The organism is Janibacter melonis (assembly GCF_003721155.3).
Taxonomy (GTDB): Bacteria; Actinomycetota; Actinomycetes; order Actinomycetales; family Dermatophilaceae; genus Marihabitans; species Marihabitans melonis.
Genome location: NZ_CP044548.2, coordinates 2,632,094 through 2,650,836, shown reverse-complemented (window position 1 = coordinate 2,650,836; position 18,743 = coordinate 2,632,094). Strand labels below are relative to the sequence as shown.

Here is an 18,743-nt window from a genome sequence, read left to right as displayed (position 1 = left end):
CCGCCGACCCCACCTCGGGGGTGGGGCCAGCCCCACCCCCGACCTGGGTGCCCGCGGGGCAGACGTGACGAGCCGGTCCTCCTAGGTTTGTCGTCATGACCAGCACCGCCGTCGCCACCCCGACGCACCCACCCGGCCTGGCCCGCACCTGGGTGCGCGGCTGGGGCTCGCTCGCCCTGCTCCTCACCGACCTGCTCACCGGTGCCGTCGCGATCGTGCTGTCCTCTGTGCTCCTCGCGAGCATCGTCAGCCTGCCCGGTGCCCTCGTCACCCTGCCGCTCGCCGTCGGCACGCTGCTGCTCGGCGGCTGGCTCGGTCGGGCCGAGCGCCACCGCGTCGGCGCGCTCACCGGCGCGACGATCGACCCTCCGACGGTGCGCACCGACCAGCCGCTGTGGCGCCGGCTCGTCCTCGACCCCGCCGACTGGCGGGCCGCCGCGTACTGGGCGCTCCACGCGCTGTGGGGCACCTTCATCGGGGCCGTGACGCTCGCCGTCCTCGCCCAGGCCCTGCTCCTCGCGCTGCTGCCCCTCATCCGGCTCGGCGTCGACGTCGAGACGGTCCGGATCTTCTGGGGCATCCCCATCGGCGACGGGAGCGGGCCGTGGGTCGGCACCGCGATCGGCGTCGTCGTCCTGCTCCTGCTGCCGCTGGCCGCCCGCGCCCTGGCCGCCGTCGACGTCAACCTCGCCCGGTGGCTGCTGGGGGCTGACCGCCGCCGGGAGGTCGAGCAGCTGAGCGCCCGGGTGGACACCCTCACCGAGAGCCGGCGCGAGACGGTCGACTCCGTCGAGGCCGAGCGCCGCCGGATCGAGCGCGACCTGCACGACGGTCCCCAGCAGCGGCTCGTCTCGATCGCGATGAGCCTGGGCATGGCCCGCGACGCCCTCGAGCGCGACCCCGCCACGGCCCGCGAGCTCGTCGACGAGGCGCACGCCTCGGCGAAGGAGGCGATCGTCGAGATGCGCCAGGTGGCGCGTGGCATCGTCCCCCCGATCCTCGCCGACCGCGGGCTCGACGCCGCGCTCTCCGCGCTCGCCAACCGCAGCCCGCTGCCCGTCTCCGTCACCGTCCGCGGGGTGGGCCGGGTCGACCCGACGCTCGAGGCGATCGCCTACTTCATCGTCTCCGAGGCGCTGACCAACGTCGCCAAGCACGCCGCGGCCACCTCGGCCACGGTCGACGTCAGCCGCGCGACCGCCGCCGACGGCGAGGTGCTCGCGCTCACCGTGAGCGACGACGGCCGCGGCGGTGCCGACCCCTCGCGCGGCACCGGGCTCGCCGGCCTGCAGCAGCGCGTGGCTGCGGTCGACGGCCAGCTCTACGTCACCTCCCCCGCCGGCGGGCCCACCACCCTGCACGCCGTCCTCCCCCTTCGTCCCGGCAGGAGCCAGTCATGACCACCCCCACCCCCACCGACCTCACGGTCGTCCTCGCCGAGGACTCGGTCCTCCTGCGCGACGGGCTGGTGCGGCTGCTCGGCGCGTCCGGCATCACCGTGGCCGCCGCGTGCGGCGACGCCGAGAGCTTCTTGCGCGCGGTTGCCGAGCACGAGCCCGACCTCGTCGTCGTCGACGTACGGATGCCGCCGACGTACACGAGCGAGGGGATCAAGGCCGCGCTCGTCGTGCGCGAGCAGCACCCCGACACCGCCGTCATGGTGCTCAGCCAGTACGTCGAGGAGCAGTACGCCACCGAGCTCGTCGCCTCGCGGCCGCGCGGAGTCGGGTACCTGCTCAAGGACCGCGTCGCCGACACCGGCGACTTCGTCGCCGCGCTGCACGAGGTGCACGGCGGCGGCACCGTCCTCGACCCCGAGGTCGTCGGCCAGCTGCTCTCGCGGGCCGCGAACCGCGACCCGCTCGCCGCCCTCACCCCCCGCGAGCGCGAGGTCCTCGGGCTCATGGCACAGGGCCGGACGAACTCCGCGATCGGTGCCGCCCTCTTCGTCTCCGACGGGGCCGTCGAGAAGCACGTCTCCTCGATCTTCACCAAGCTCGACCTGCCGCCGGCCGAGGGCGACCACCGCCGCGTGCTCGCCGTCCTGCGCTGGCTCGACCACGGAGAGGAGCGCTGAGATGGCCGCCGACGACCGCACCCAGCCGGTCCCCCCGCCCCCCGCGGGCTCGACCCCGACCGCGACCCTGCCGACGGCACGACCCGCAGGTGCGGGCGGCCCGGCGGCCCTGCCCGGTCTGCCCGGCACCTCCGGTGCACCCGGCGCCCCCGGCCAAGGGGCACCGACCCAGCGCCCGCGCGGCGGCCCGACGACCCGGTCTCTCGCCTGGCTCGTCCGGCTCGTCGCCGGGGTCCTCGCCACCCTGCTCGTCCTCGGCGTGATGTCGGGACTCGTCGGGCCGATGATCACCAAGGAGGACCGCCAGGAGCAGGCCCTCCCGGTCGGGATGACGAGCCTGCGCGTCGCCGGGGGCACCGGGTCCGTGCAGGTCCGCGCCGCCGACCCGGGCGAGCGACCCTCGCTCGTGCGCACGACGCGGTGGAGCTTCGTGCGGCCGGAGGTCTCGGTGAGCACGGCCGGCGACGAGGTCGTGGCCAGCAGCGAGTGCCGCAGCGGGCCCTTCAGCAACCCCTGCGAGACGCGGTGGGTGCTCGTCGTGCCCGAGGGCACGCAGGTGGGCGTCGACCTCGACGTCGGCGAGATCCGCGTCGCCGGCACCTCCGGCGACGTCGACGTGCAGACCGACGTCGGGGAGATCCGCGTCGTCGGCACGACCGCTGAGCGGGTGACCGCCCGGGCGGACGTCGGCTCGGTGCGGGTCGTCGCGGCGTCTCCCGTCCGCTCGGCCGACGTGAGCACCGACGTCGGCGAGGCGGTCCTCGTCCTGCCCCGCGGCAGCGAACGCTACCGGGTCGACGTGCAGGCCGATGTCGGCAGCCCCGTCGTCGAGGTCGACGACGACCCCACCGCAGACCGCTCGGTGACGGTGAGCAGCTCGGTCGGCGACGCCCGGGTCCAGTACGCCGACTGAGCCCGAGGAGGAGCACCATGGGGCATGAGCGTGCAGAGCGTCCTCGAGCCCCTCGCCACCGTCCGCACCGAGCTCGAAGAGCTCTACCGCGACCTGCACGCCCATCCCGAGCTCTCCCACGAGGAGCACCGCACCGCCGGGCTCGTCGCGCAGCGGCTGCGGGCCGACGGCTTCGAGGTGCACGAAGGGGTCGGCGGCACCGGCGTCGTCGGGGTCCTCGCGGACGGCGAGGGCCCCGTCGTCCTGCTCCGGGCCGACATGGACGCGCTCCCGGTGCTCGAGTCGACCGGTCTCGACTACGCGAGCACGGCGACGTCTGCCGACGGCGAGCCGGTGATGCACGCCTGCGGGCACGACGTGCACGTCACCGCGCTCCTCGGGGCGGCCCACCTGCTCGCCGAGGGGTCGCAGCACTGGTCGGGCACGCTCGTCGCGCTCTTCCAGCCGGGCGAGGAGCACGGCGACGGGGCGCAGCGGATGGTCGACGACGGGCTGGCCGATCTCATCCCTTCGCCCGACGTCGCGCTCGGGCAGCACGTCCTCGTCGCCCCGGCGGGCCACGTCGGCACCCGGTCCGGCCCGGTGCTCAGCGCCGCCGACAGCCTGCGGGTGACGATCCACGGGCGCGGCGCCCACGGGTCGATGCCCCACGTCGCCGTCGACCCGGTCGTCGTCGCCGCGACCGCGGTCGTCGCCCTGCAGCAGGTCGTCTCGCGCGACGTCGCGCCGACCGAGCCGGCGGTGCTCACCGTCGGGTCGATCCGGGCCGGCACGACGGCGAACATCATCCCCGACACCGCCGAGCTGCTCATCAACATCCGCACCTACGACGACGACACCCGTCAGGTCGTCCTCGACGGGATCGACCGGGTCGTCCAGGGCATCTGCGCAGCGGCCGGCACCCCGCACCCGGCGGACGTCGAGCGCTACCAGAGCTACCCCCTGACCGACAACGACGCCGGCACGACGCAGCGCGTCCACGAGGCCTTCGCGGCGGTCTTCGGCGACGCGGTCGTCGAGCTGCCGTTGCAGTCGGCGAGCGAGGACTTCAGCGACGTCCCCACCGCGCTCGGGGTGCCCTACACGTACTGGGGCATCGGGGGCACCGACCCCGAGGTCTACCGCCGGGCGCAGGAGGAGGGCCGCCTCGGCGAGCTGCCGGTCAACCACTCGCCGGCCTTCGCCCCCGTCGTCCAGCCCACCCTCGACACCGGGGTGAGCACCCTCGTCGCCGCGGCGATGTCGTGGCTGGCGAAGGGGGAGCCACCCGCCGTGTGACGGCGGTCCGCGCGACTAGGTTGAGCCGCATGTCGAGCGTCGTCCCCCTCTCCCGCGTCCCGAAGATCGTCGGGGTCGTCCAGGCGGGTGGTCAGGGCTCCCGCATGGACGTCCTCACGCGCGAGCGCGCCAAGCCCGCGCTCCCCTTCGCCGGCAGCTACCAGCTCGTCGACTTCGCGCTGAGCAACTTCGGCAACAGCGGCATCTCCGACGTGTGGGTCTCGGTGCAGTACGAGGCGTCCTCGCTCGACCGCCACCTCGCCGGTGGGCGGCCCTGGGACCTCGACCGCACCCGCGGCGGCTACCGGCGGCTCGTGCCGGAGGAAGGGCAGGCCAGCGGGTCCGAGGGCTTCAGCGCCGGCAACGCCGACGACCTGCTGAAGATGGGTGCCCAGCTGCGTGAGGCGGGTGCCGAGGTCGTCGTCGTGACGAGCGCCGACCAGGTCTACCGCCTCGACATGCGGGCCGTCGTCGCCCAGCACCTCGAGCGCGGGTCCGAGGCCACGATCGTCACCGTCGAGGTGCCGCTCGCGCAGGCCAAGCACAAGACGGTCGTCGACGTCGACCGGGACGGCGTCGTGCAGGGGCTGACCGACAAGCCCACCGCCCCGCCGCACACGACGATCGCCGCCGAGGTCTTCGTCTACGACGTGCCGGTGCTGCTGCGCACGCTCGACGCGATCCGGCACGAACGGGCGCAGGCCGACCCAGGGCTCACGGAGGGGATCGGCGACTTCCCCGACCGCCTGCTCCCGCGGCTCGTCGACGGCGGCAAGACCCACGCGTACGCGCTCACGGGCTACTGGCGCGACCTCGGCCGCCCCTCCGCCTACCTCGCCGCGCACCGCGAGCTGCTGCGTGGTCGGGTCGACGTCTTCGACGACCCCTCGTGGCCGATCCTCACCCGGTCGCCCGAGATGCCGCCGCCGATGATGCACGCGGGCAGCGTCGTCGAGGACTCGATGATCAGCCCCGGGTCGCACGTGCACGGCACGGTGCGGCGCAGCGTCGTCGGACCGGGCTGCGTCGTCGAGGCGGGGGCGGTCGTCGAGGACTCGGTGCTCATGCACCGGGTCCGGGTCGCGTCCGGCGCGCAGGTCTTCGCCGCGGTCGTCGACGACTCGTGCCGGGTCGGCGAGGACGCGCAGGTCGGGGCCCAGCCGAAGCGCTGGCCGCCCTCGGACTCCGCCGTCGTGCTCGTCGGTCGTGAGTCGCACGTGGCGAAGGGGGTCGTCCTCGAGCCGGGCGCCCGCCTCGAGCCCGGCACCACCGCCTGACGTCTTCGCTGGTCGAGGTGCGAGGGCATCGTGCCGGGCGAGACCACCCGGGACGATGACCAAGGTGCCGAGGGTGGCTTCGAAGCTCCTTCGTCGCACCTCAACACCGAGGTCGTTGGTCGCGGTCACCTGGTCGCCGCTCCCGCCTTCGCGACCGAGTGAGCGCGAAACGCCGCTACGCCCGCGACGTAGCGGCGAGTTGCGCTCACTCGACCCCGCCGGCTCCCTGTCGGGGCTCGCTGGCGCTCGGCGCCCGAGCCTCGAGACCACTTCCCCTCTACAGCTCGCGGATGTAGCAGAGCATGAGGTCGCCGGTGCCGGGGTCGACGCAGGAGAAGCCCCACCGCTCGTAGAAGCGGCGGGTGTCGATGTCGACGGCGTCGACGTTGATGTCGAGCTCGACGGCCCCGACGGCGACGGCGTCGTCGAGGGCGCGACCCAGGAGGGCCGCACCCACCCCTTCGTCGCGCAGCGCCGGCCGGACGTAGAGCTCCTCGAGCTGGACGAGCGGGCCGTCGCCGTACGGGGTCGGCCGGTAGGTGAGGTAGGCGAAGCCGATGTCCTCGCCGCCCTCCCGCGCGAGCAGCACGACGACGTCCTCGCGCTCGAGCAGCCGCTCGAAGCGTGCCGCGAGGACCGCGGCGGCCGGCGTCGGCGTGACAAACTCGGTGTTGAAGTCGAAGAGGAGCAGCCCGACGGTGCCCGCGTCGGAGGGACCCGCCCGGCGGACCTCGAGGTCCGCCGGGCCGGGTGCCGGGCTCTCTCCCCCTTCGCTCAGAGCGTCGCCGCCTCGATCTTGCCGACGCTGCGGCCGTCGACGTGCACGGGCTCGCTGCCGGGAGCGGTCATCGCGTAGAGGGTGCGGCCGTCGGGGCCGCCGACGGCGCAGGCGAAGGCGTTCTGCGTGGTCTGGACGGTGCCGGTGACCTCGCCGCCCTCGGCATAGCGCACGACGGCCGCGCCGAGCGCCGCCGCCACCCAGATCCCGCCGTCGGGGTCGGCCGCGATGCCGTCGGGGGCGACCATCTGGGGGGCGGTCGAGGCCCAGACGCGGCGGTTCGTGAGCGAGCCGTCGGGCTGGACGGTGAAGGCCGTGAGCTGCAGGCGCAGGGTCTCGGCGAGGACGAGGGTCCGGCCGCCGTCGAGCAGCACCATGCCGTTGGGGAAGCGCACATCCGGCGCGGCGACGCTCACCGTGCCGTCGGGGTCAACCCGGACGAGGTTCGTCAGCCCGGCCTGCTCGTCGGCGAGGATCGTCTCGACGTCGCGCTCGTCCATGTCGGCGTGCAGGTCGTAGCCGAAGTTGCCCACGTAGGCGCGGCCCTGGTCGTCGACGACCATGTCGTTGGCGTGGAAGCCGCAGTGCTGCGAGATGTCGGCGTGCTCGACAAGGCTGCCGTCGGGCTCGAGACGCAGCACCCGGTGGTCGGTCATCGACACGACGAGCATCCGCCCGTCGGGCAACCAGCCCAGCCCGGAGGGCTGCCCGGGCACGTCGACCACCTTCGTCTCGTCACCCGTCTCCGGGTCGAAGGTGTACACCGCGTGCCGGTAGAAGTCGCTGAACCACAGCAGACCACCCCGCCAGCGCGGACCCTCTCCGAAGTCGAGACCGTCACGGACCACCAAGGACGTCGTCGTCATGGCCGCAGCCTCGCACCAGGGGGCCCTTCGCGGAAGGGAATCGCTGCGGTGACCTCTCCGGACACCTCGGCAGGAGGCCCATGACGACCTTCGTCGCCCATGACCAGCACGCCCCGACGGCCCGCGCCTTCGCGTGGGCGATGCGTGGCATCGGCCTGCTCGGCGCCCTCGTCGTCGTCGTCCTGCTCCTCACCGGTGTCCTCGACGTCGACGACGACCGCTCGCAGCAGGACGTCGAGCGGGCCGAGACCGAGCTCTCGCGCCGCTGACTCCCCCTTCGCCCCCCCTGGTCCAAAACCCTGCTGGCTGGGTCTTGATGTGCCAGGACCCCTTCGAGACCCTGCTGGCTCGTCGAAGGGCTGCCAGCAGGGTTTTGTCAGATCGGGGTCGCGACGGGGGACGCCGAAGGGGGGCGACTCAACCGTCGCCCGAAACCCGGGTGACTCCGCCGGCCGGCTCGACCAGACTCCTGCCCGTGGGCCACGTCGACGTCAGCAGCATCCGGTACTCCCTGCCCGACGGCAGACCGCTCCTCGGCGACGTGAGCCTGCGGGTGGGCGAAGGGGCGAAGGTCGCGCTCGTCGGGCCGAACGGCACCGGCAAGACCACCCTGCTACGGATCATCTCCGGCGAGCTCGACGCCCACGACGGGGCGATCACCCGCACCGGCGGGCTCGGCGTCATGGCGCAGCACGTCGGCGTCGTCGGGCGCGGCGACGACGAACAGACGAGCGTGCGCGACCTGCTCGTCAGCGTCGCGCCGCCCGCCGTTCGTGAGGCCGCGCGGGCGATCGACGAGTCCGAGCTGGCGATGATGGAGCGCGACGACGAGCCCGCCCAGATGGCCTACGCGCAGGCGCTCGTCGACTGGGCCGACGCCGAGGGCTACGAGTGGGAGGTGCTCTGGGACGTCTGCACGACGGGGGCGCTCGGGATGCCCTTCGAGCGGGCGCAGTGGCGCGACGTGTCGACCCTGTCCGGCGGCGAGCAGAAGAGGCTCGTCCTCGAGGCGCTCCTGCGCGGGCCCGACGAGGTGCTCCTGCTCGACGAGCCCGACAACTACCTCGACGTGCCCGCGAAGCGCTGGCTCGAGGAGCAGCTGCAGACCTCGCCGAAGACGGTGCTCATCGTCACCCACGACCGCGAGCTGCTCGGGCAGGTCGCGACGCGGGTCGCCACCCTCGAGCCGACCGCGGCGGGCAGCGTCGCGTGGGTGCACGCCGGCCGCTTCGCGACCTATCACCAGGCGCGCGCCGAGCGGATGGCGCGGCTCGAGGAGCTGCGGCTGCGATGGGACGAGGAGCACGCGAAGCTCAAGGCCCTCGTGCAGATGTACAAGCAGAAGGCTGCGTACAACTCCGACATGGCTGCGCGCTACCAGGCGGCGCGCACGAGGCTGCGCCGCTTCGAGGACGAGGGCCCGCCCGAGGCGACGCCGTACGTCCAGGACGTGAAGATGCGGCTGACGGGCGGCCGGACCGCGAAGCGTGCCGTCGTCGCCGAGGGGCTCGAGCTCACCGGTCTCATGCGGCCCTTCGACCTCGAGCTCTGGTACGGCGAGCGGGTGGCGGTGCTCGGGTCGAACGGCTCGGGCAAGAGCCACTTCCTGCGGCTGCTCGCCTCGGGCGGGTCCGATCCCGACGTCGAGCACCAGCCGGTCGGTGACGTGCGCCCTGAGCCCGTCGCGCACAGCGGGGTCGTGCGGCTCGGGTCGCGGGTGCGGCCGGGGTGGTTCGCCCAGACCCACCAGCACCCCGAGCTGCTCAGTCGCACGCTGCTGGAGATCCTGCACCGCGGCGACGAGCACCGGGCGGGCATGGGCCGAGAGCAGGCGGCACGCGCCCTCGACCGCTACGGGCTGGCGCGGGCGTCCGAGCAGACCTTCGCGTCGTTGTCCGGCGGGCAGCAGGCGCGGATGCAGATCCTCCTGCTCGAGCTGAGCGGCGCGACGATGCTCCTGCTCGACGAGCCCACCGACAACCTCGACCTGCACTCGGCCGAGGCGCTCGAGGAGGGGCTCGACCGCTTCGAGGGGACGGTGCTCGCGGTGACCCACGACCGGTGGTTCGCGCGCCGCTTCGACCGCTTCCTCGTCTTCGGCGCGGACGGCCGGGTCTACGAGTCGGACGAGCCGGTGTGGGACGAGGGGCGGGTGGCCCGCTCCCGCTGACCCGGCGAGCTGCCAGGCCGCAGGGCGAAGGGGGACCGAGCTCCCGTCAGCGGCGGGCCGAGGCGCACCGGATGCACAGCCGCGCGGTCGGCTTGGCCTCGAGCCGAGCCTCGCCGATCGGCTCGCCGCACCGCTCGCACGTGCCGTAGCCACCGCCGTCGAGACGACGCAGGGCTGCGTCGATCTCGTCGAGGTGCTCCTGCGTCTGCCGGATGAGCGAGGAGACCTGCGCCCGCTCGAAGGCGATGGTCGCCCCCTCGGGGTCGTGCTCGTCGTCGGCGTTCGAGTCGCGCGAGGCGTCGACGACCATGTCGAAGTCGCCGGTCAGCGCCGCCAGCCGGCGCCGGGCCTCGGCCTGCTCGGCGTCGAGCCGCTCTCTCGCACCATCCATGCGGCCATGCTGCCACCGCTCACAGACAGCCCACCTCCTATCGACAGCCGACGCGCAGCCAGCAGCGACACTGTGGCTGCACCCCGACCTGAGGAGCGACCATGAGCACGATCGAGATCCCGATGAAGCCGGACGCGGACCGCACCGTCCGCGAGCTGCTCTTCGAGCTGGGGCAGGTTGAGGAGGCCGAGCGCACGGTGCAGCCGCGGTCCACCGATCCCGCAGATCACCGCCGTCGGGCCACCCTGCGCCGCCGCGAGCGTCAGCTCGTCGCCGAGCTGCGCCGCCGCTGACCTCGCGTACCCCTCATCGGGGTGAGTCCCCGCCCCTGCCCCGGTCCCTAGGGTGGACGGATGCCACTGCAGCAGGTCATCCTCGTCCGCCACGGCCAGTCCGAGGGCAACGTCGCCGCCGAGCTCGCCCAGCGCGACGGCCTCGAGCGCATCGACGTCCCGGCCCGCGACCCCGACGTCGAGCTCTCCGCGACGGGCCGTGAGCAGGCCGCTGCGGTCGGTCGGTGGCTCGGCGAGCTCGCCGAGGCCGACCAGCCGGGGGTCGTGTGGTCCAGCCCCTACCGCCGGGCACGCCAGACCGGCGAGATCGCCCTTCGCGAGGCGGACGTCGACCTCCACCTGCGGGTCGACGAGCGGCTGCGCGACCGCGACATGGGCATCACCGACATGCTCACCGCCGACGGGATCACCAAGAAGTACCCGGAGGAGGCCGAGCGCCGGGCCTGGATCGGCAAGTTCTACTACCGACCGCCAGGTGGCGAGTCCTGGGCGGACGTCGCCGGACGGGTCCGCGCGGTGCTCGCCGAGCTCGCCGCGGTCGAGGGGCACGAGGTCGCCCTCGTGACGGCGCACGACGTCGTCGTGCTGCTCTTCTGCTACGTCGCCGAGGGGCTCGACGAGGAGGCCGTCCTCGAGCGGTCGCGCTCGAACCCCCTTCGCAACGCCGCCATCTGCCGCCTCGTGCGCGACCCCTCCTCCCCCACCGGGTGGGCGGTCACCGACTACAACCTCGACGACCACCTCCGGCGCGAAGGGGTCGAGGTCACCGACCAGCCCGGTGCGTCCGACGAGGTCGGCGGCGGCTCCCGCGACGAGCAGAGCGAGGACGTTGATGCCTGAGCAGATCCCCGACGAGGTCAGCGGCGGGACCCTCGCCGACCCCCGACTCGTGACACCCGACGTCCTGCGGCGGTGGCCGCTGCCCGAGCCCACCGGCTCGAAGTACGGCCGCGGCCAGGCGGTGGTCGTCGGCGGCTCCTGCTCGACCCCCGGGGCGGTCCTCCTCGCCGGGGTCTCGGCGCTGCGGATGGGTGCCGGCAAGCTGCACCTCGGGGTGGCCGAAGGGGTGGCCCCTCACCTGGCCGTAGCCGTGCCGGAGTCCGGCGTCACCGCGCTCGCGCAGTCCGCGTCGGGCGCGGTGACCGGCACCGGCGCCGGGGCGGCTCTCGAGCGCGAGACCGGCCGGGCCGACGCCGTGCTCGTCGGGCCCGGTCTCGACGACCCCGAGGGATCGGCCCGGCTCGTCGCCGAGGTCGTGCCGACCCTCGCCCCGGACGCCCCCGTGCTCCTCGACGCCTTCGGGCTCACGGTCCTGCCCGACCTCGACGACGACGTCCGGGGCTCCCTTCGTGGGCGTCTCGTCGCGACCCCCAACCCCGGCGAGCTCGCCCACCTCCTCGACCGCGACGAGGTCGAGGACGACGACGTGGCCGAGGCGACCGTCGAGGCGGCCCGGCGCTACGACGCCGTCGTCGGCTGCGGTGACTGGGTCGCCTCCGCAGACGGCTCTCTGTGGCGGATGACGACCGGCGACACCGGTCTGGCGACCTCCGGCAGCGGCGACGTCTGCGCGGGTGCCGCGCTCGGGCTGCTCAGCCGAGGCGCCGGCCTCGTGCAGGCGCTCGTCTGGGCGAAGTCGGTCCACGCCGCGGCCGGCGACACCCTCGCCATGCGGCTGGGCCGGGTGGGCTACCTGGCCGGCGAGATCCCCTCCGAGCTACCTCTCGTGCTGCGCACCCTGCGGGGCGACTGACGACCTCTGGTCCCGCTGGCCACGTCCGTTGACGACGCCGGGGCCCGCGGAGGATCGTCGACGCATGACGAGCGACGCGGGCTACCCGCGCACGACCCGCGGGGCCTTCAAGGAGTCCCGGGCGGGCGACCTCAGCGAGGACGACGTCGCCGCCCTCGTGCGGGTGCTCGACCTCCAGGAGCTCTCCCCCGCCGTCCAGCGGCTGCGCGACTGGACCCTCGACCGGCTCGAGCTCGCCGACGGCGAGAGCGCGGTCGACGTCGGCTGCGGCACCGGCAGCGAGGTGCGCCGGATGGCGCTGCGGGTCGGCGACAGCGGACGGGCGACCGGTGTCGACACCAACCCGCGCCTGCTCGAGGTGGCCGCCGACCGCACGCCGTCGCACTCGAGCGCGCGGTGGTCGCTTGCGTCGGCGAGCGACCTCCCCTTCGCCGACGGCAGCGTCGACGCCGTGCGCTGCGAGCGGGTCTTCCAGCACCTGGAGGACCCGCAGGCGGCGGCCGACGAGATCGCGCGTGTCCTGCGGCCGGGTGGCCGCGCCGTGGTCGTCGACTCCGACTGGGGCACCTTCGTCACGGTCACCGACGAGCCCGAGATCATGCGCCGGGTGCAGGAGTGGGGGTGGCGCACGCAGTGGCCGAACCCCTTCGCCGGTCGTCACCTCCGTGCGCAGCTGCGCACCGCAGGGCTTGAGGTCGACGACGACATCGGCTCCTCGGCCCTCGTGCTGCCGCCGGAGGCGCTCCTCGGCGGCGGTCCGCTCGGTCGCACCGTCGAGAGCGCGCAGGACGACGGGGTGATCACCGCCGACGAGGCCGCCCGCCTCGTCTCCGGGGTTGAGGCGAGCGCGCAGCGGGGCGACGCCTTCGTCGCCGTGACGATGTTCGCCGTAATGGGCCGTCGACCGGGCTGACAGCGGACCTGGGGGCTCTCCCCCCCGTCGGCAGACCTGACGGCGATGTCTGCACCTGGCACGGGGCATGTCGCGTGCCAGGTGCACGGATCGACGTCAGGCCGCCGCTGCGGCCGCTCAGACCCGGGCGGCGAGCCGGGCGACCGCCTGGCGGTACTCCCGCTCGAGCTGGGCGACGACCTGCGCGGCCGGCTCGACGTCGGTGACGGCGCCGATGCCCTGGCCCGCGGCCCAGATGTCCTTCCACCGCGACGCCGGGGCCTGGGTCGCGTCGTAGCGTCGCCCGCCATCGTGCACGAGGTGGTCCGGGTCGAGACCGTGCGCGACGAGGCTCGGGCGCAGCCACGACGCCGGCGTGCCGGTCACCCCGTCGCTGACGACGAGGTCGTCGAGACCGTGGTCGACGACCATCTGCTTGTAGTCGGGCACGGCCATGCTCTCGCGGGTCGCGAGGAAGCGGGTGCCCATCGAGACGAGATCGGCCCCCGCGGCGACCGCCCCGGCCACGCCCGCGCCGTCGGCGATGCCCCCGCCGACGACGACGAGGCCGTCGAAGGATTGGCGCACCGCCGAGACGAAGGCGAAGGGGGACAGCGAGCCCGTGTGCCCGCCCGCACCGGCCGAGACGCACGCCAGCCCGTCGACCCCGGCCGCGACGGCCTTGCGCGCCAGGCCCATCGAGACGACGTCGGCGACGACCGTGCCGCCGTAGGCGTGCACCGTATCGACGACCGGGGCGGGCGAGCCGAGAGCGGTGATGACGACGGGCGGCCGGTGCTGCGCCACGAGGCGCAGGTCGTCGGGCAGCCGGGCGTTGGTGCGATGGGTGACGAGGTTGAGCGCCCACGGCTGGTCGTCGAGAGCGTCGCCGATCGTGCCCATCCAGCGGTCCAGCTCGTCGAGGGTGCGGCAGTTCGGGGCGGGGAAGGCGCCGAGCGCGCCGGCCCGGCTCGTCGCGACGACGAGCTCGGGCCCGGACACGAGGAACATCGGCGCGGCCACGACGGGCACGCGCAGCCGGTCCAGCCAGGCGGTCACCGGGCGCCCTCGAGCTGCTGGCGCAGGACGTCCTTGCGCACCTTGAGGCTCGCGTTTCGAGGCAGGGCGTCGACGACCTCGACCCGCGTGGGCTTCTTGTAGCCCGCCAGGCGGGCTCGGACGAAGACGTCGAGAGCCTGCAGGTCGACCTCGGCCCCTGGCGCCGCGACGACCGCGGCGACGACGGTCTCGCCCCACCGCTCGTCCGGCATCCCGAGCACCGCGACGTCCACGACGCCGTCGGCCTGGGCGAGCACCCGCTCGACCTCGGCGGGGTAGACGTTCATCCCGCCCGTGACGATCATGTCCTTCGCCCGGCCCCGGACGTAGAGGTAGCCGGCCTCGTCGAGGCTGCCGAGATCACCGGTGCGCAGCCGCCCGTCGGGCATCGCCTCGGCCGTCTGCTCGGGGTCGTCGAGGTACCCGGCGAAGAGCGTCTCGCTGCTCACGACGACCTCGCCCACCTCGCCCGGCCCGAGCTCGGTGCCGTCGGGCCCGAGGACGCAGACCTCGGCGATCGGCACGGGACGACCGGCAGAGGCGAAGGGGTCGTCGGCCGCCGTCCCGGGGCGCCAGTCGTCGGGCACCGTCGCGGTGACGGGTGCGCCGGTCTCGGTCATGCCGTACGTCTCGACGTACCGGTGGCCGATGGCGTCGACGAGGTCGGCCGTCGCCTCACGGGCCGCGAGCGAGCCCGAGTGGAGGACGCCGTCGAGGTGCTCGAGGACCTCGGGCCGGCGCCGGACCTCGTCGGCGAAGGCGCCCATGAGCGGGGTCGGCACGTAGGTGAATCCGGTGCGCTCGCGCACCATCCGCTCGACCCACGCGTCGGGGGCCAGACCGGCCATCCACGAGATCTGCCCGCCGACGTAGAGGTGGGGCAGGACGACCCCCCAGATGCCGGCGGCGAAGGCGAGGGTCCCGGTGAAGCCGCAGCGGCTCCCCCAGCGCAGCCCGTCGTGCGCCGGCATGTGCCGGATGATCCGGGCGAGCCCCTGGTGGGTGTGGACGACCCCCTTCGGCCGGCCGGTCGTGCCGCTCGTGAAGCCGACGACCCCCGCGCTCGACGGGTCGACGAGGACCTGCGGCGCCCGGGCGGTCGACGGCACGCGCGCCGCCTCCTCGAGGTCAAGGTCGTGACCGCCGCCCCAGCCGAGGAGCTGCGCGCCGCCCCCGGTGACGACGTCACGCAGGCGGTCGGCCTGCTCCGGCGTGCACACGACGGCTCGAGGTCGCGCCTGGTCGAGGACCTCGCCGACCTCGGCGACCTGGAGGCGGTCGTTGACCTGCACCGCGGTGGCGCCCGTGAGCCCCACCGCGAGGTAGGCCTCGACGGCGTCCGCGCCGGCGTCCACGACGAGGGCGACCCTGTCCCCATCGCCGATCCCCGAGCCCGCCATCGCGTGCGCGAGGCGCGAGACCCGGGCCACCGACTCGGAGTGCGTGCGCACCGCGTCGGCGGTGCGGAAGGCCGCGCGGTCTGCGGAGCGCGCCATCGACGCGAGGACGGGTGACGCCCAGGTGGGTACCTTCGTCGGCTCAGTGGGCAAAGTCGGCCGCCATCCCCATGCCCGCGAGCAGGGTCGGGCGGTCGTAGTACTCGAGCCACTGCGTGACCCGGCCGTCCTCCATCGCGAGGACCCCGACGACCGGCACCTCGCCGTGGTGCCCGCCGAAGTCGAAGTCGTCGACCCGCTCGGCGAAGACCCGGCCGTCGATGACGCCGAGCGCGCGCACCCGCAGCTCGAGGCGCTCGCACCGGCTGCCGAGCACCGCCATGCGCTCGGTGAGCGCCTCCCGGCCGACGACCGGCTCCTGCATGACGCTGTGGAGCACGCCGTCCTCGGCGAAGAGGTCGACCACCCGCGCCCAGTCCATCTGCTCCCAGGCGGCGAACATCTCCTTCGCCAGGGCGATCTTGTCGTCGTCCGTCATCGTCTTCGTGGTCATGACTGCACCTTCCGCAGCTCGCGCTTGAGGATCTTGCCGACGGGGTTGCGGGGCAGCTCGTCCATGACGACGAGACGCTCCGGCAGCTTGTAGGACGCGATGCGGCGGCCCTTGAGATAGGTGACGAGGTCGTCGAGGGTCATCTGCGCACCGGGGCGCAGGGTGACGACGGCGGCGACCCGCTCGCCGAGCAGCTCGTCGGGGTCGCCGATGACCGCGACGTCGACGACGTCCGGGTGGTCGCCGATGAGGCCCTCGAGCTCGGCGGGCGCGATGTTCATCCCACCGCGGATGACGAGGTCCTTCGCCCGGTCGAGGTAGTGCAGGAACTGGCCCTGGTCGCCCGCGATCTCGAAGAGGTCACCGGTGCGCAGGTAGCCGTGCTCGTCGAAGGGGTCGGCCCGGCCCTCCGGGTCGAGATACCCGGCGAAGACCGTCGGGCCGCCGATCCGCAGCTCACCGGGGACGCCGGGCTCGGTGATCTCCTCGCCCGCCGCGTCGACGAGCCGGACCTGCACCCACTGCGAGACGCGCGAGGACCACGTGACGCCCGGGGCGCCGTACCGCGGGAAGTACTGCGCCCGCTCGTCGGGGTCGGGGAAGTCCTCGACGCTCGAGAGCAGGCCGATCCCCTCGTTCGACCCGAAGAAGTTGATGACCCCGATGCCGAAGCGCTCCTGCCAGCCCCGCACCATCGCCGGCTGGAGGGGCACCGAGCCCGAGCCGAGCCGGGTGAGGCTCGAGAGGTCGGCGCGGGCGAGCAGCTCCTCGTTCGTCAGGAGCATCCACAGCAGCGCCGGCGGGGCGACGGTGTAGGTCACCCGCTCCGTCGCGATCTGCGCCAGGAAGGTCGGCAGGTCGAAGGGGTGGTGCTGGACGAGGAGGCAGCCCGTGCGCAGCCACGGCAGGAACATGCCGTTGATCCCGGCCATGTTGACCATCGGGAAGGGGTTGAGGAGCACGTCCTCGGCGACGACCCGCGGCGCGTCGACGGTGGCCCAGCTGATCGCCAGCCACTCGAGGTGGGCGCGGGGCACCCCCTTCGGCTCGCTCTCGGTGCCGGAGGTCCAGCACACGGTGAGGCAGTCGTTCGCGTCGTTGGGGTCGGCAGCGCGGCGCGCCTCGACCCGCGCCCGCTGCTCAGCAGTCGCCGGACCGGGGGTCCAGGCGAGGGCCTGCGGCGGCAGGTCCGCGTGCTCGCAGGCGTCGCCGAGGGCGACGACCGCGCCGAGCCCGGGCACCTGGTCGCGCAGGTCGAGGATCTCCGCTGCGGGCGCCCGTCCGCCGAAGCGGGCGCACGTGACGACCGCGGCGAAGCGCGCCTGGTTGGCCATGCCGACGATCTCGTTCTCGCGGTACTGCATCGGCAGCGGCGACATCACGACGCCGATGGACCACGCCGCGAGGTAGACCTCGACGAGCTCGATGGTGTTCGGCAGCTGGACGCCGAGGACGTCACCGCGCTGCAGGCCGAGCTCGTCGAGGCGCGCCGCGAGCGCGACCACCTCGTCCTCCAGCTCGGCCCAGGTGAGGCGCCGCGGCGCCGACCCGACCAGTCCTTCTCGGTTGGCCGGGTCGACGACCGCGGGCTCGGGGCCCCGATCGGCGACCTGACGGGCGAAGAGCTGGTCGACGGTCTCGTCGGACCACCACCCCTTCGCCTGGTACTCCGCGACCTTCTCGGCCGGGTGCAGTCCTCGCGCGATCGCCATCGGGTCCCCCTCTTACTTGTCGTACTCGTCGGAGATGTCGATGACCTCGCCGGCGGGCTCGAAGGACTTCGCCTTGGCGTCCCAGGTGTAGGGCTTGAAGGCGAGGATCCCGTAGGACTGGGTCGGGGACATCTGGAACGTGATGCCGTCGATGAACATCGGCGGCTGGTAGTCCTGGGTGCGGGCGGCCTGCATGATCGACAGGCGCGAGAGACCCTCGTCGGACTCGGCCGCGCGCTTGAAGTTGTCGATCATCAGGTCGGCGATGGCCCAGCCGTTGACGGTGTAGCTGTTGTCGGGCGAGTCCGCGCCGTTGGCCTCCGCCTGCTCGCGGTACTCGGTGACGGCGTCGTCGGCGGCGAACTCGTCGCTCGCCGGGTCCTTGAGCCAGCGCAGGATCTGCTGGCCGTCGGCGGCGTCACCGGCGGGTGCGTAGAGCGTCGCGCCGTCGGCGCAGTTCGAGGGCTGGATGAAGGTCTTGGGCTTCCAGCCGACACGCCCGACCGCCTGGGTCAGCGAGAGGCAGTCGGTCGTCACGCCGGCGTCGACGAGGATCGGCGCGTCCGTGGCCTTGAGCGCCGAGGCCGCCGTGCGCGGGTCCGTGAGCGGCTCCTCGGCGGCGATCGTGAAGTCCGTGCCCTCGATCGCGTTCTTGAAGCCGTCGGCGTAGCCCTTGCCGGACTCGGTCTGGTTGGCGGCGAGCGCCACCTCGGCGCCGTCCGGGTACTCCTTCTTCAGGCCCTCGACGACCGTCTTCATCTCGACGTCGGCCGACGGCAGGTACTCGGTCGTCCACGGGAAGTTCTCGATGTCCCGGTAGGCCGGGACGCTCGCCTGGGCGAAGAGGACCGGGACGCACTGGTCGTTCTGGTCGTCGGCGATCGCGTCGAGCTGCCCGGAGCCGAAGGTGTCGATGACGTGCACCTTCTCCTTCTGGATGAGCTCGCCGACGTTGGCCTTGGCCCGCTCGGGGTTGAAGGCGTCGTCCTTGACGACGACCTTGAGCTGGACGCCGCCGATGCCGCCGGCCTCGTTCTCGACCGCGAACCGGGCCTCCATGCCCTCGATGACGTTGCCGACCGCGTCGGCGAGCGGCCCCGAGGTGGCCGCCGTCCAGCCGACCTTGAGCTCGCCGGTGATCTCGGCCGTCACGGCCTCGGGGTCGGCGCAGTCGTCGGCGCTGATGACGCCGGACGCGCTGCCGCCGTCGGAGCCCGATGTCTCGGTGTCGGCGCCGCAGGCAGCCAGTGCCAGGACGGGGACCGCCATGGCCGACACGACAGGGATGAGTCGCTTCATGGGTTGTTCCTTCTTCAGAGGGTGTCGATGTCCAG

General features: G+C 73.6%; 19 protein-coding genes. 11 read left to right on the top strand and 8 right to left on the bottom strand.

Annotation, left to right across the window (positions count from 1 at the left end; all coding sequences use genetic code 11):
* Positions 1 to 95 precede the first annotated feature (95 nt).
* From EEW87_RS16840 to EEW87_RS12660, 5 genes are read left to right on the top strand one after another with little or no spacing between them, the layout of a single operon-like run.
* Complete coding sequence (locus EEW87_RS16840; RefSeq protein WP_123092700.1) at positions 96 to 1,400, top strand: sensor histidine kinase; 1,305 nt, start codon at positions 96 to 98, stop codon at positions 1,398 to 1,400.
* A complete protein-coding gene (locus EEW87_RS12675; protein ID WP_123092701.1) occupies positions 1,397 to 2,077 on the top strand; it encodes a response regulator in 681 nt (226 codons plus the stop codon). Before EEW87_RS16840 ends, EEW87_RS12675 begins: the two co-directional genes overlap by 4 nt.
* Position 2,078: 1 nt before the next feature.
* Entirely contained in the window at positions 2,079 to 2,990 is a 912-nt protein-coding gene (locus EEW87_RS12670; RefSeq protein WP_123092702.1) for a DUF4097 family beta strand repeat-containing protein, read from the top strand.
* 24 nt (positions 2,991 to 3,014) lie between these two features.
* Complete coding sequence (locus EEW87_RS12665) at positions 3,015 to 4,268, top strand: amidohydrolase (RefSeq protein ID WP_123092703.1); 1,254 nt, start codon at positions 3,015 to 3,017, stop codon at positions 4,266 to 4,268.
* A 29-nt stretch (positions 4,269 to 4,297) separates the two neighbouring features.
* A complete protein-coding gene (locus EEW87_RS12660) occupies positions 4,298 to 5,545 on the top strand; it encodes a glucose-1-phosphate adenylyltransferase family protein (RefSeq protein ID WP_123092704.1) in 1,248 nt (415 codons plus the stop codon).
* A 277-nt stretch (positions 5,546 to 5,822) separates the two neighbouring features.
* Here the strand turns inward: EEW87_RS12660 and EEW87_RS12655 are convergent, their stop codons facing one another.
* A complete protein-coding gene (locus EEW87_RS12655; RefSeq protein ID WP_372456519.1) occupies positions 5,823 to 6,236 on the bottom strand; it encodes a GNAT family N-acetyltransferase in 414 nt (137 codons plus the stop codon).
* An 83-nt stretch (positions 6,237 to 6,319) separates the two neighbouring features.
* Positions 6,320 to 7,189 carry an SMP-30/gluconolactonase/LRE family protein gene (locus EEW87_RS12650; RefSeq protein ID WP_123092706.1) on the bottom strand — a complete coding sequence of 290 codons (870 nt, stop codon included), beginning with the start codon at positions 7,187 to 7,189 and terminating at the stop codon, positions 6,320 to 6,322.
* Between the two features lie 80 nt (positions 7,190 to 7,269).
* Between EEW87_RS12650 and EEW87_RS12645 the strand changes: the two genes are divergently transcribed.
* Together EEW87_RS12645 and EEW87_RS12640 are read left to right on the top strand one after the other, a co-directional pair.
* Entirely contained in the window at positions 7,270 to 7,458 is a 189-nt protein-coding gene (locus EEW87_RS12645) for a hypothetical protein (RefSeq protein ID WP_123092707.1), read from the top strand.
* A 206-nt stretch (positions 7,459 to 7,664) separates the two neighbouring features.
* Positions 7,665 to 9,359 (top strand): ABC-F family ATP-binding cassette domain-containing protein, encoded by a 1,695-nt coding sequence (locus tag EEW87_RS12640; RefSeq protein ID WP_123092708.1) that lies wholly within the window; start codon positions 7,665 to 7,667, stop codon positions 9,357 to 9,359.
* 46 nt (positions 9,360 to 9,405) lie between these two features.
* Here EEW87_RS12640 and EEW87_RS12635 read toward each other — a convergent pair whose 3' ends face one another.
* Entirely contained in the window at positions 9,406 to 9,750 is a 345-nt protein-coding gene (locus EEW87_RS12635; protein WP_123092709.1) for a TraR/DksA family transcriptional regulator, read from the bottom strand.
* A 101-nt stretch (positions 9,751 to 9,851) separates the two neighbouring features.
* On the opposite strand from EEW87_RS12635, the gene EEW87_RS12630 reads away from it, so the two are divergent.
* From EEW87_RS12630 to EEW87_RS12615, 4 genes are all read left to right on the top strand, one after another.
* Positions 9,852 to 10,043: a hypothetical protein gene (locus EEW87_RS12630; RefSeq protein ID WP_123092710.1), complete on the top strand. Its 192-nt coding sequence runs from the start codon at positions 9,852 to 9,854 to the stop codon at positions 10,041 to 10,043.
* Between the two features lie 60 nt (positions 10,044 to 10,103).
* The gene (locus EEW87_RS12625) at positions 10,104 to 10,883 is read left to right on the top strand and encodes a histidine phosphatase family protein (protein WP_123092711.1); all 780 of its coding nucleotides are present in this window, start codon (positions 10,104 to 10,106) and stop codon (positions 10,881 to 10,883) included.
* The gene (locus tag EEW87_RS12620; protein WP_123092712.1) at positions 10,876 to 11,796 is read left to right on the top strand and encodes an NAD(P)H-hydrate dehydratase; all 921 of its coding nucleotides are present in this window, start codon (positions 10,876 to 10,878) and stop codon (positions 11,794 to 11,796) included. The genes EEW87_RS12625 and EEW87_RS12620 overlap by 8 nt, the downstream gene beginning before the upstream one ends.
* A 64-nt stretch (positions 11,797 to 11,860) precedes the next feature.
* Positions 11,861 to 12,709: a methyltransferase domain-containing protein gene (locus EEW87_RS12615; RefSeq protein ID WP_123092713.1), complete on the top strand. Its 849-nt coding sequence runs from the start codon at positions 11,861 to 11,863 to the stop codon at positions 12,707 to 12,709.
* Positions 12,710 to 12,826: 117 nt separating this feature from the next.
* On the opposite strand, the gene EEW87_RS12610 is transcribed toward EEW87_RS12615, so the two are convergent.
* Genes EEW87_RS12610 through EEW87_RS12590 form a run of 5 tightly spaced genes read right to left on the bottom strand, consistent with a single transcriptional unit; the run spans position 12,827 to position 18,708 of the window.
* On the bottom strand, positions 12,827 to 13,747 hold the full coding sequence (locus tag EEW87_RS12610) for an NAD(P)H-dependent flavin oxidoreductase (RefSeq protein WP_240341598.1): 921 nt from the start codon (positions 13,745 to 13,747) through the stop codon (positions 12,827 to 12,829).
* Positions 13,744 to 15,243 (bottom strand): class I adenylate-forming enzyme family protein, encoded by a 1,500-nt coding sequence (locus tag EEW87_RS12605; RefSeq protein WP_123092714.1) that lies wholly within the window; start codon positions 15,241 to 15,243, stop codon positions 13,744 to 13,746. Before EEW87_RS12605 ends, EEW87_RS12610 begins: the two co-directional genes overlap by 4 nt.
* 43 nt (positions 15,244 to 15,286) lie before the next feature.
* Positions 15,287 to 15,697, bottom strand: a complete 411-nt coding sequence (locus EEW87_RS12600) for a nuclear transport factor 2 family protein (RefSeq protein ID WP_201464652.1) — start codon at positions 15,695 to 15,697, stop codon at positions 15,287 to 15,289.
* Entirely contained in the window at positions 15,694 to 17,409 is a 1,716-nt protein-coding gene (locus EEW87_RS12595) for a class I adenylate-forming enzyme family protein (protein WP_123092715.1), read from the bottom strand. Before EEW87_RS12595 ends, EEW87_RS12600 begins: the two co-directional genes overlap by 4 nt.
* 12 nt (positions 17,410 to 17,421) lie before the next feature.
* Positions 17,422 to 18,708, bottom strand: coding sequence for an ABC transporter substrate-binding protein (locus EEW87_RS12590; protein WP_123092716.1), 1,287 nt, complete (start codon positions 18,706 to 18,708; stop codon positions 17,422 to 17,424).
* Between the last annotated feature and the right edge of the window lie 35 nt (positions 18,709 to 18,743).

Coding starts and splice junctions, on each gene's coding strand:
- EEW87_RS16840 (WP_123092700.1), top strand. CDS start 96: ATGACCAGCACCGCCGTCGCCACCCCGACGCACCCACCCGGCCTGGCC.
- EEW87_RS12675 (WP_123092701.1), top strand. CDS start 1,397: ATGACCACCCCCACCCCCACCGACCTCACGGTCGTCCTCGCCGAGGAC.
- EEW87_RS12670 (WP_123092702.1), top strand. CDS start 2,079: ATGGCCGCCGACGACCGCACCCAGCCGGTCCCCCCGCCCCCCGCGGGC.
- EEW87_RS12665 (WP_123092703.1), top strand. CDS start 3,015: ATGAGCGTGCAGAGCGTCCTCGAGCCCCTCGCCACCGTCCGCACCGAG.
- EEW87_RS12660 (WP_123092704.1), top strand. CDS start 4,298: ATGTCGAGCGTCGTCCCCCTCTCCCGCGTCCCGAAGATCGTCGGGGTC.
- EEW87_RS12650 (WP_123092706.1), bottom strand. CDS start 7,189: ATGACGACGACGTCCTTGGTGGTCCGTGACGGTCTCGACTTCGGAGAG.
- EEW87_RS12645 (WP_123092707.1), top strand. CDS start 7,270: ATGACGACCTTCGTCGCCCATGACCAGCACGCCCCGACGGCCCGCGCC.
- EEW87_RS12635 (WP_123092709.1), bottom strand. CDS start 9,750: ATGGATGGTGCGAGAGAGCGGCTCGACGCCGAGCAGGCCGAGGCCCGG.
- EEW87_RS12630 (WP_123092710.1), top strand. CDS start 9,852: ATGAGCACGATCGAGATCCCGATGAAGCCGGACGCGGACCGCACCGTC.
- EEW87_RS12625 (WP_123092711.1), top strand. CDS start 10,104: ATGCCACTGCAGCAGGTCATCCTCGTCCGCCACGGCCAGTCCGAGGGC.
- EEW87_RS12620 (WP_123092712.1), top strand. CDS start 10,876: ATGCCTGAGCAGATCCCCGACGAGGTCAGCGGCGGGACCCTCGCCGAC.
- EEW87_RS12615 (WP_123092713.1), top strand. CDS start 11,861: ATGACGAGCGACGCGGGCTACCCGCGCACGACCCGCGGGGCCTTCAAG.
- EEW87_RS12605 (WP_123092714.1), bottom strand. CDS start 15,243: ATGGCGCGCTCCGCAGACCGCGCGGCCTTCCGCACCGCCGACGCGGTG.
- EEW87_RS12600 (WP_201464652.1), bottom strand. CDS start 15,697: ATGACCACGAAGACGATGACGGACGACGACAAGATCGCCCTGGCGAAG.
- EEW87_RS12595 (WP_123092715.1), bottom strand. CDS start 17,409: ATGGCGATCGCGCGAGGACTGCACCCGGCCGAGAAGGTCGCGGAGTAC.
- EEW87_RS12590 (WP_123092716.1), bottom strand. CDS start 18,708: ATGAAGCGACTCATCCCTGTCGTGTCGGCCATGGCGGTCCCCGTCCTG.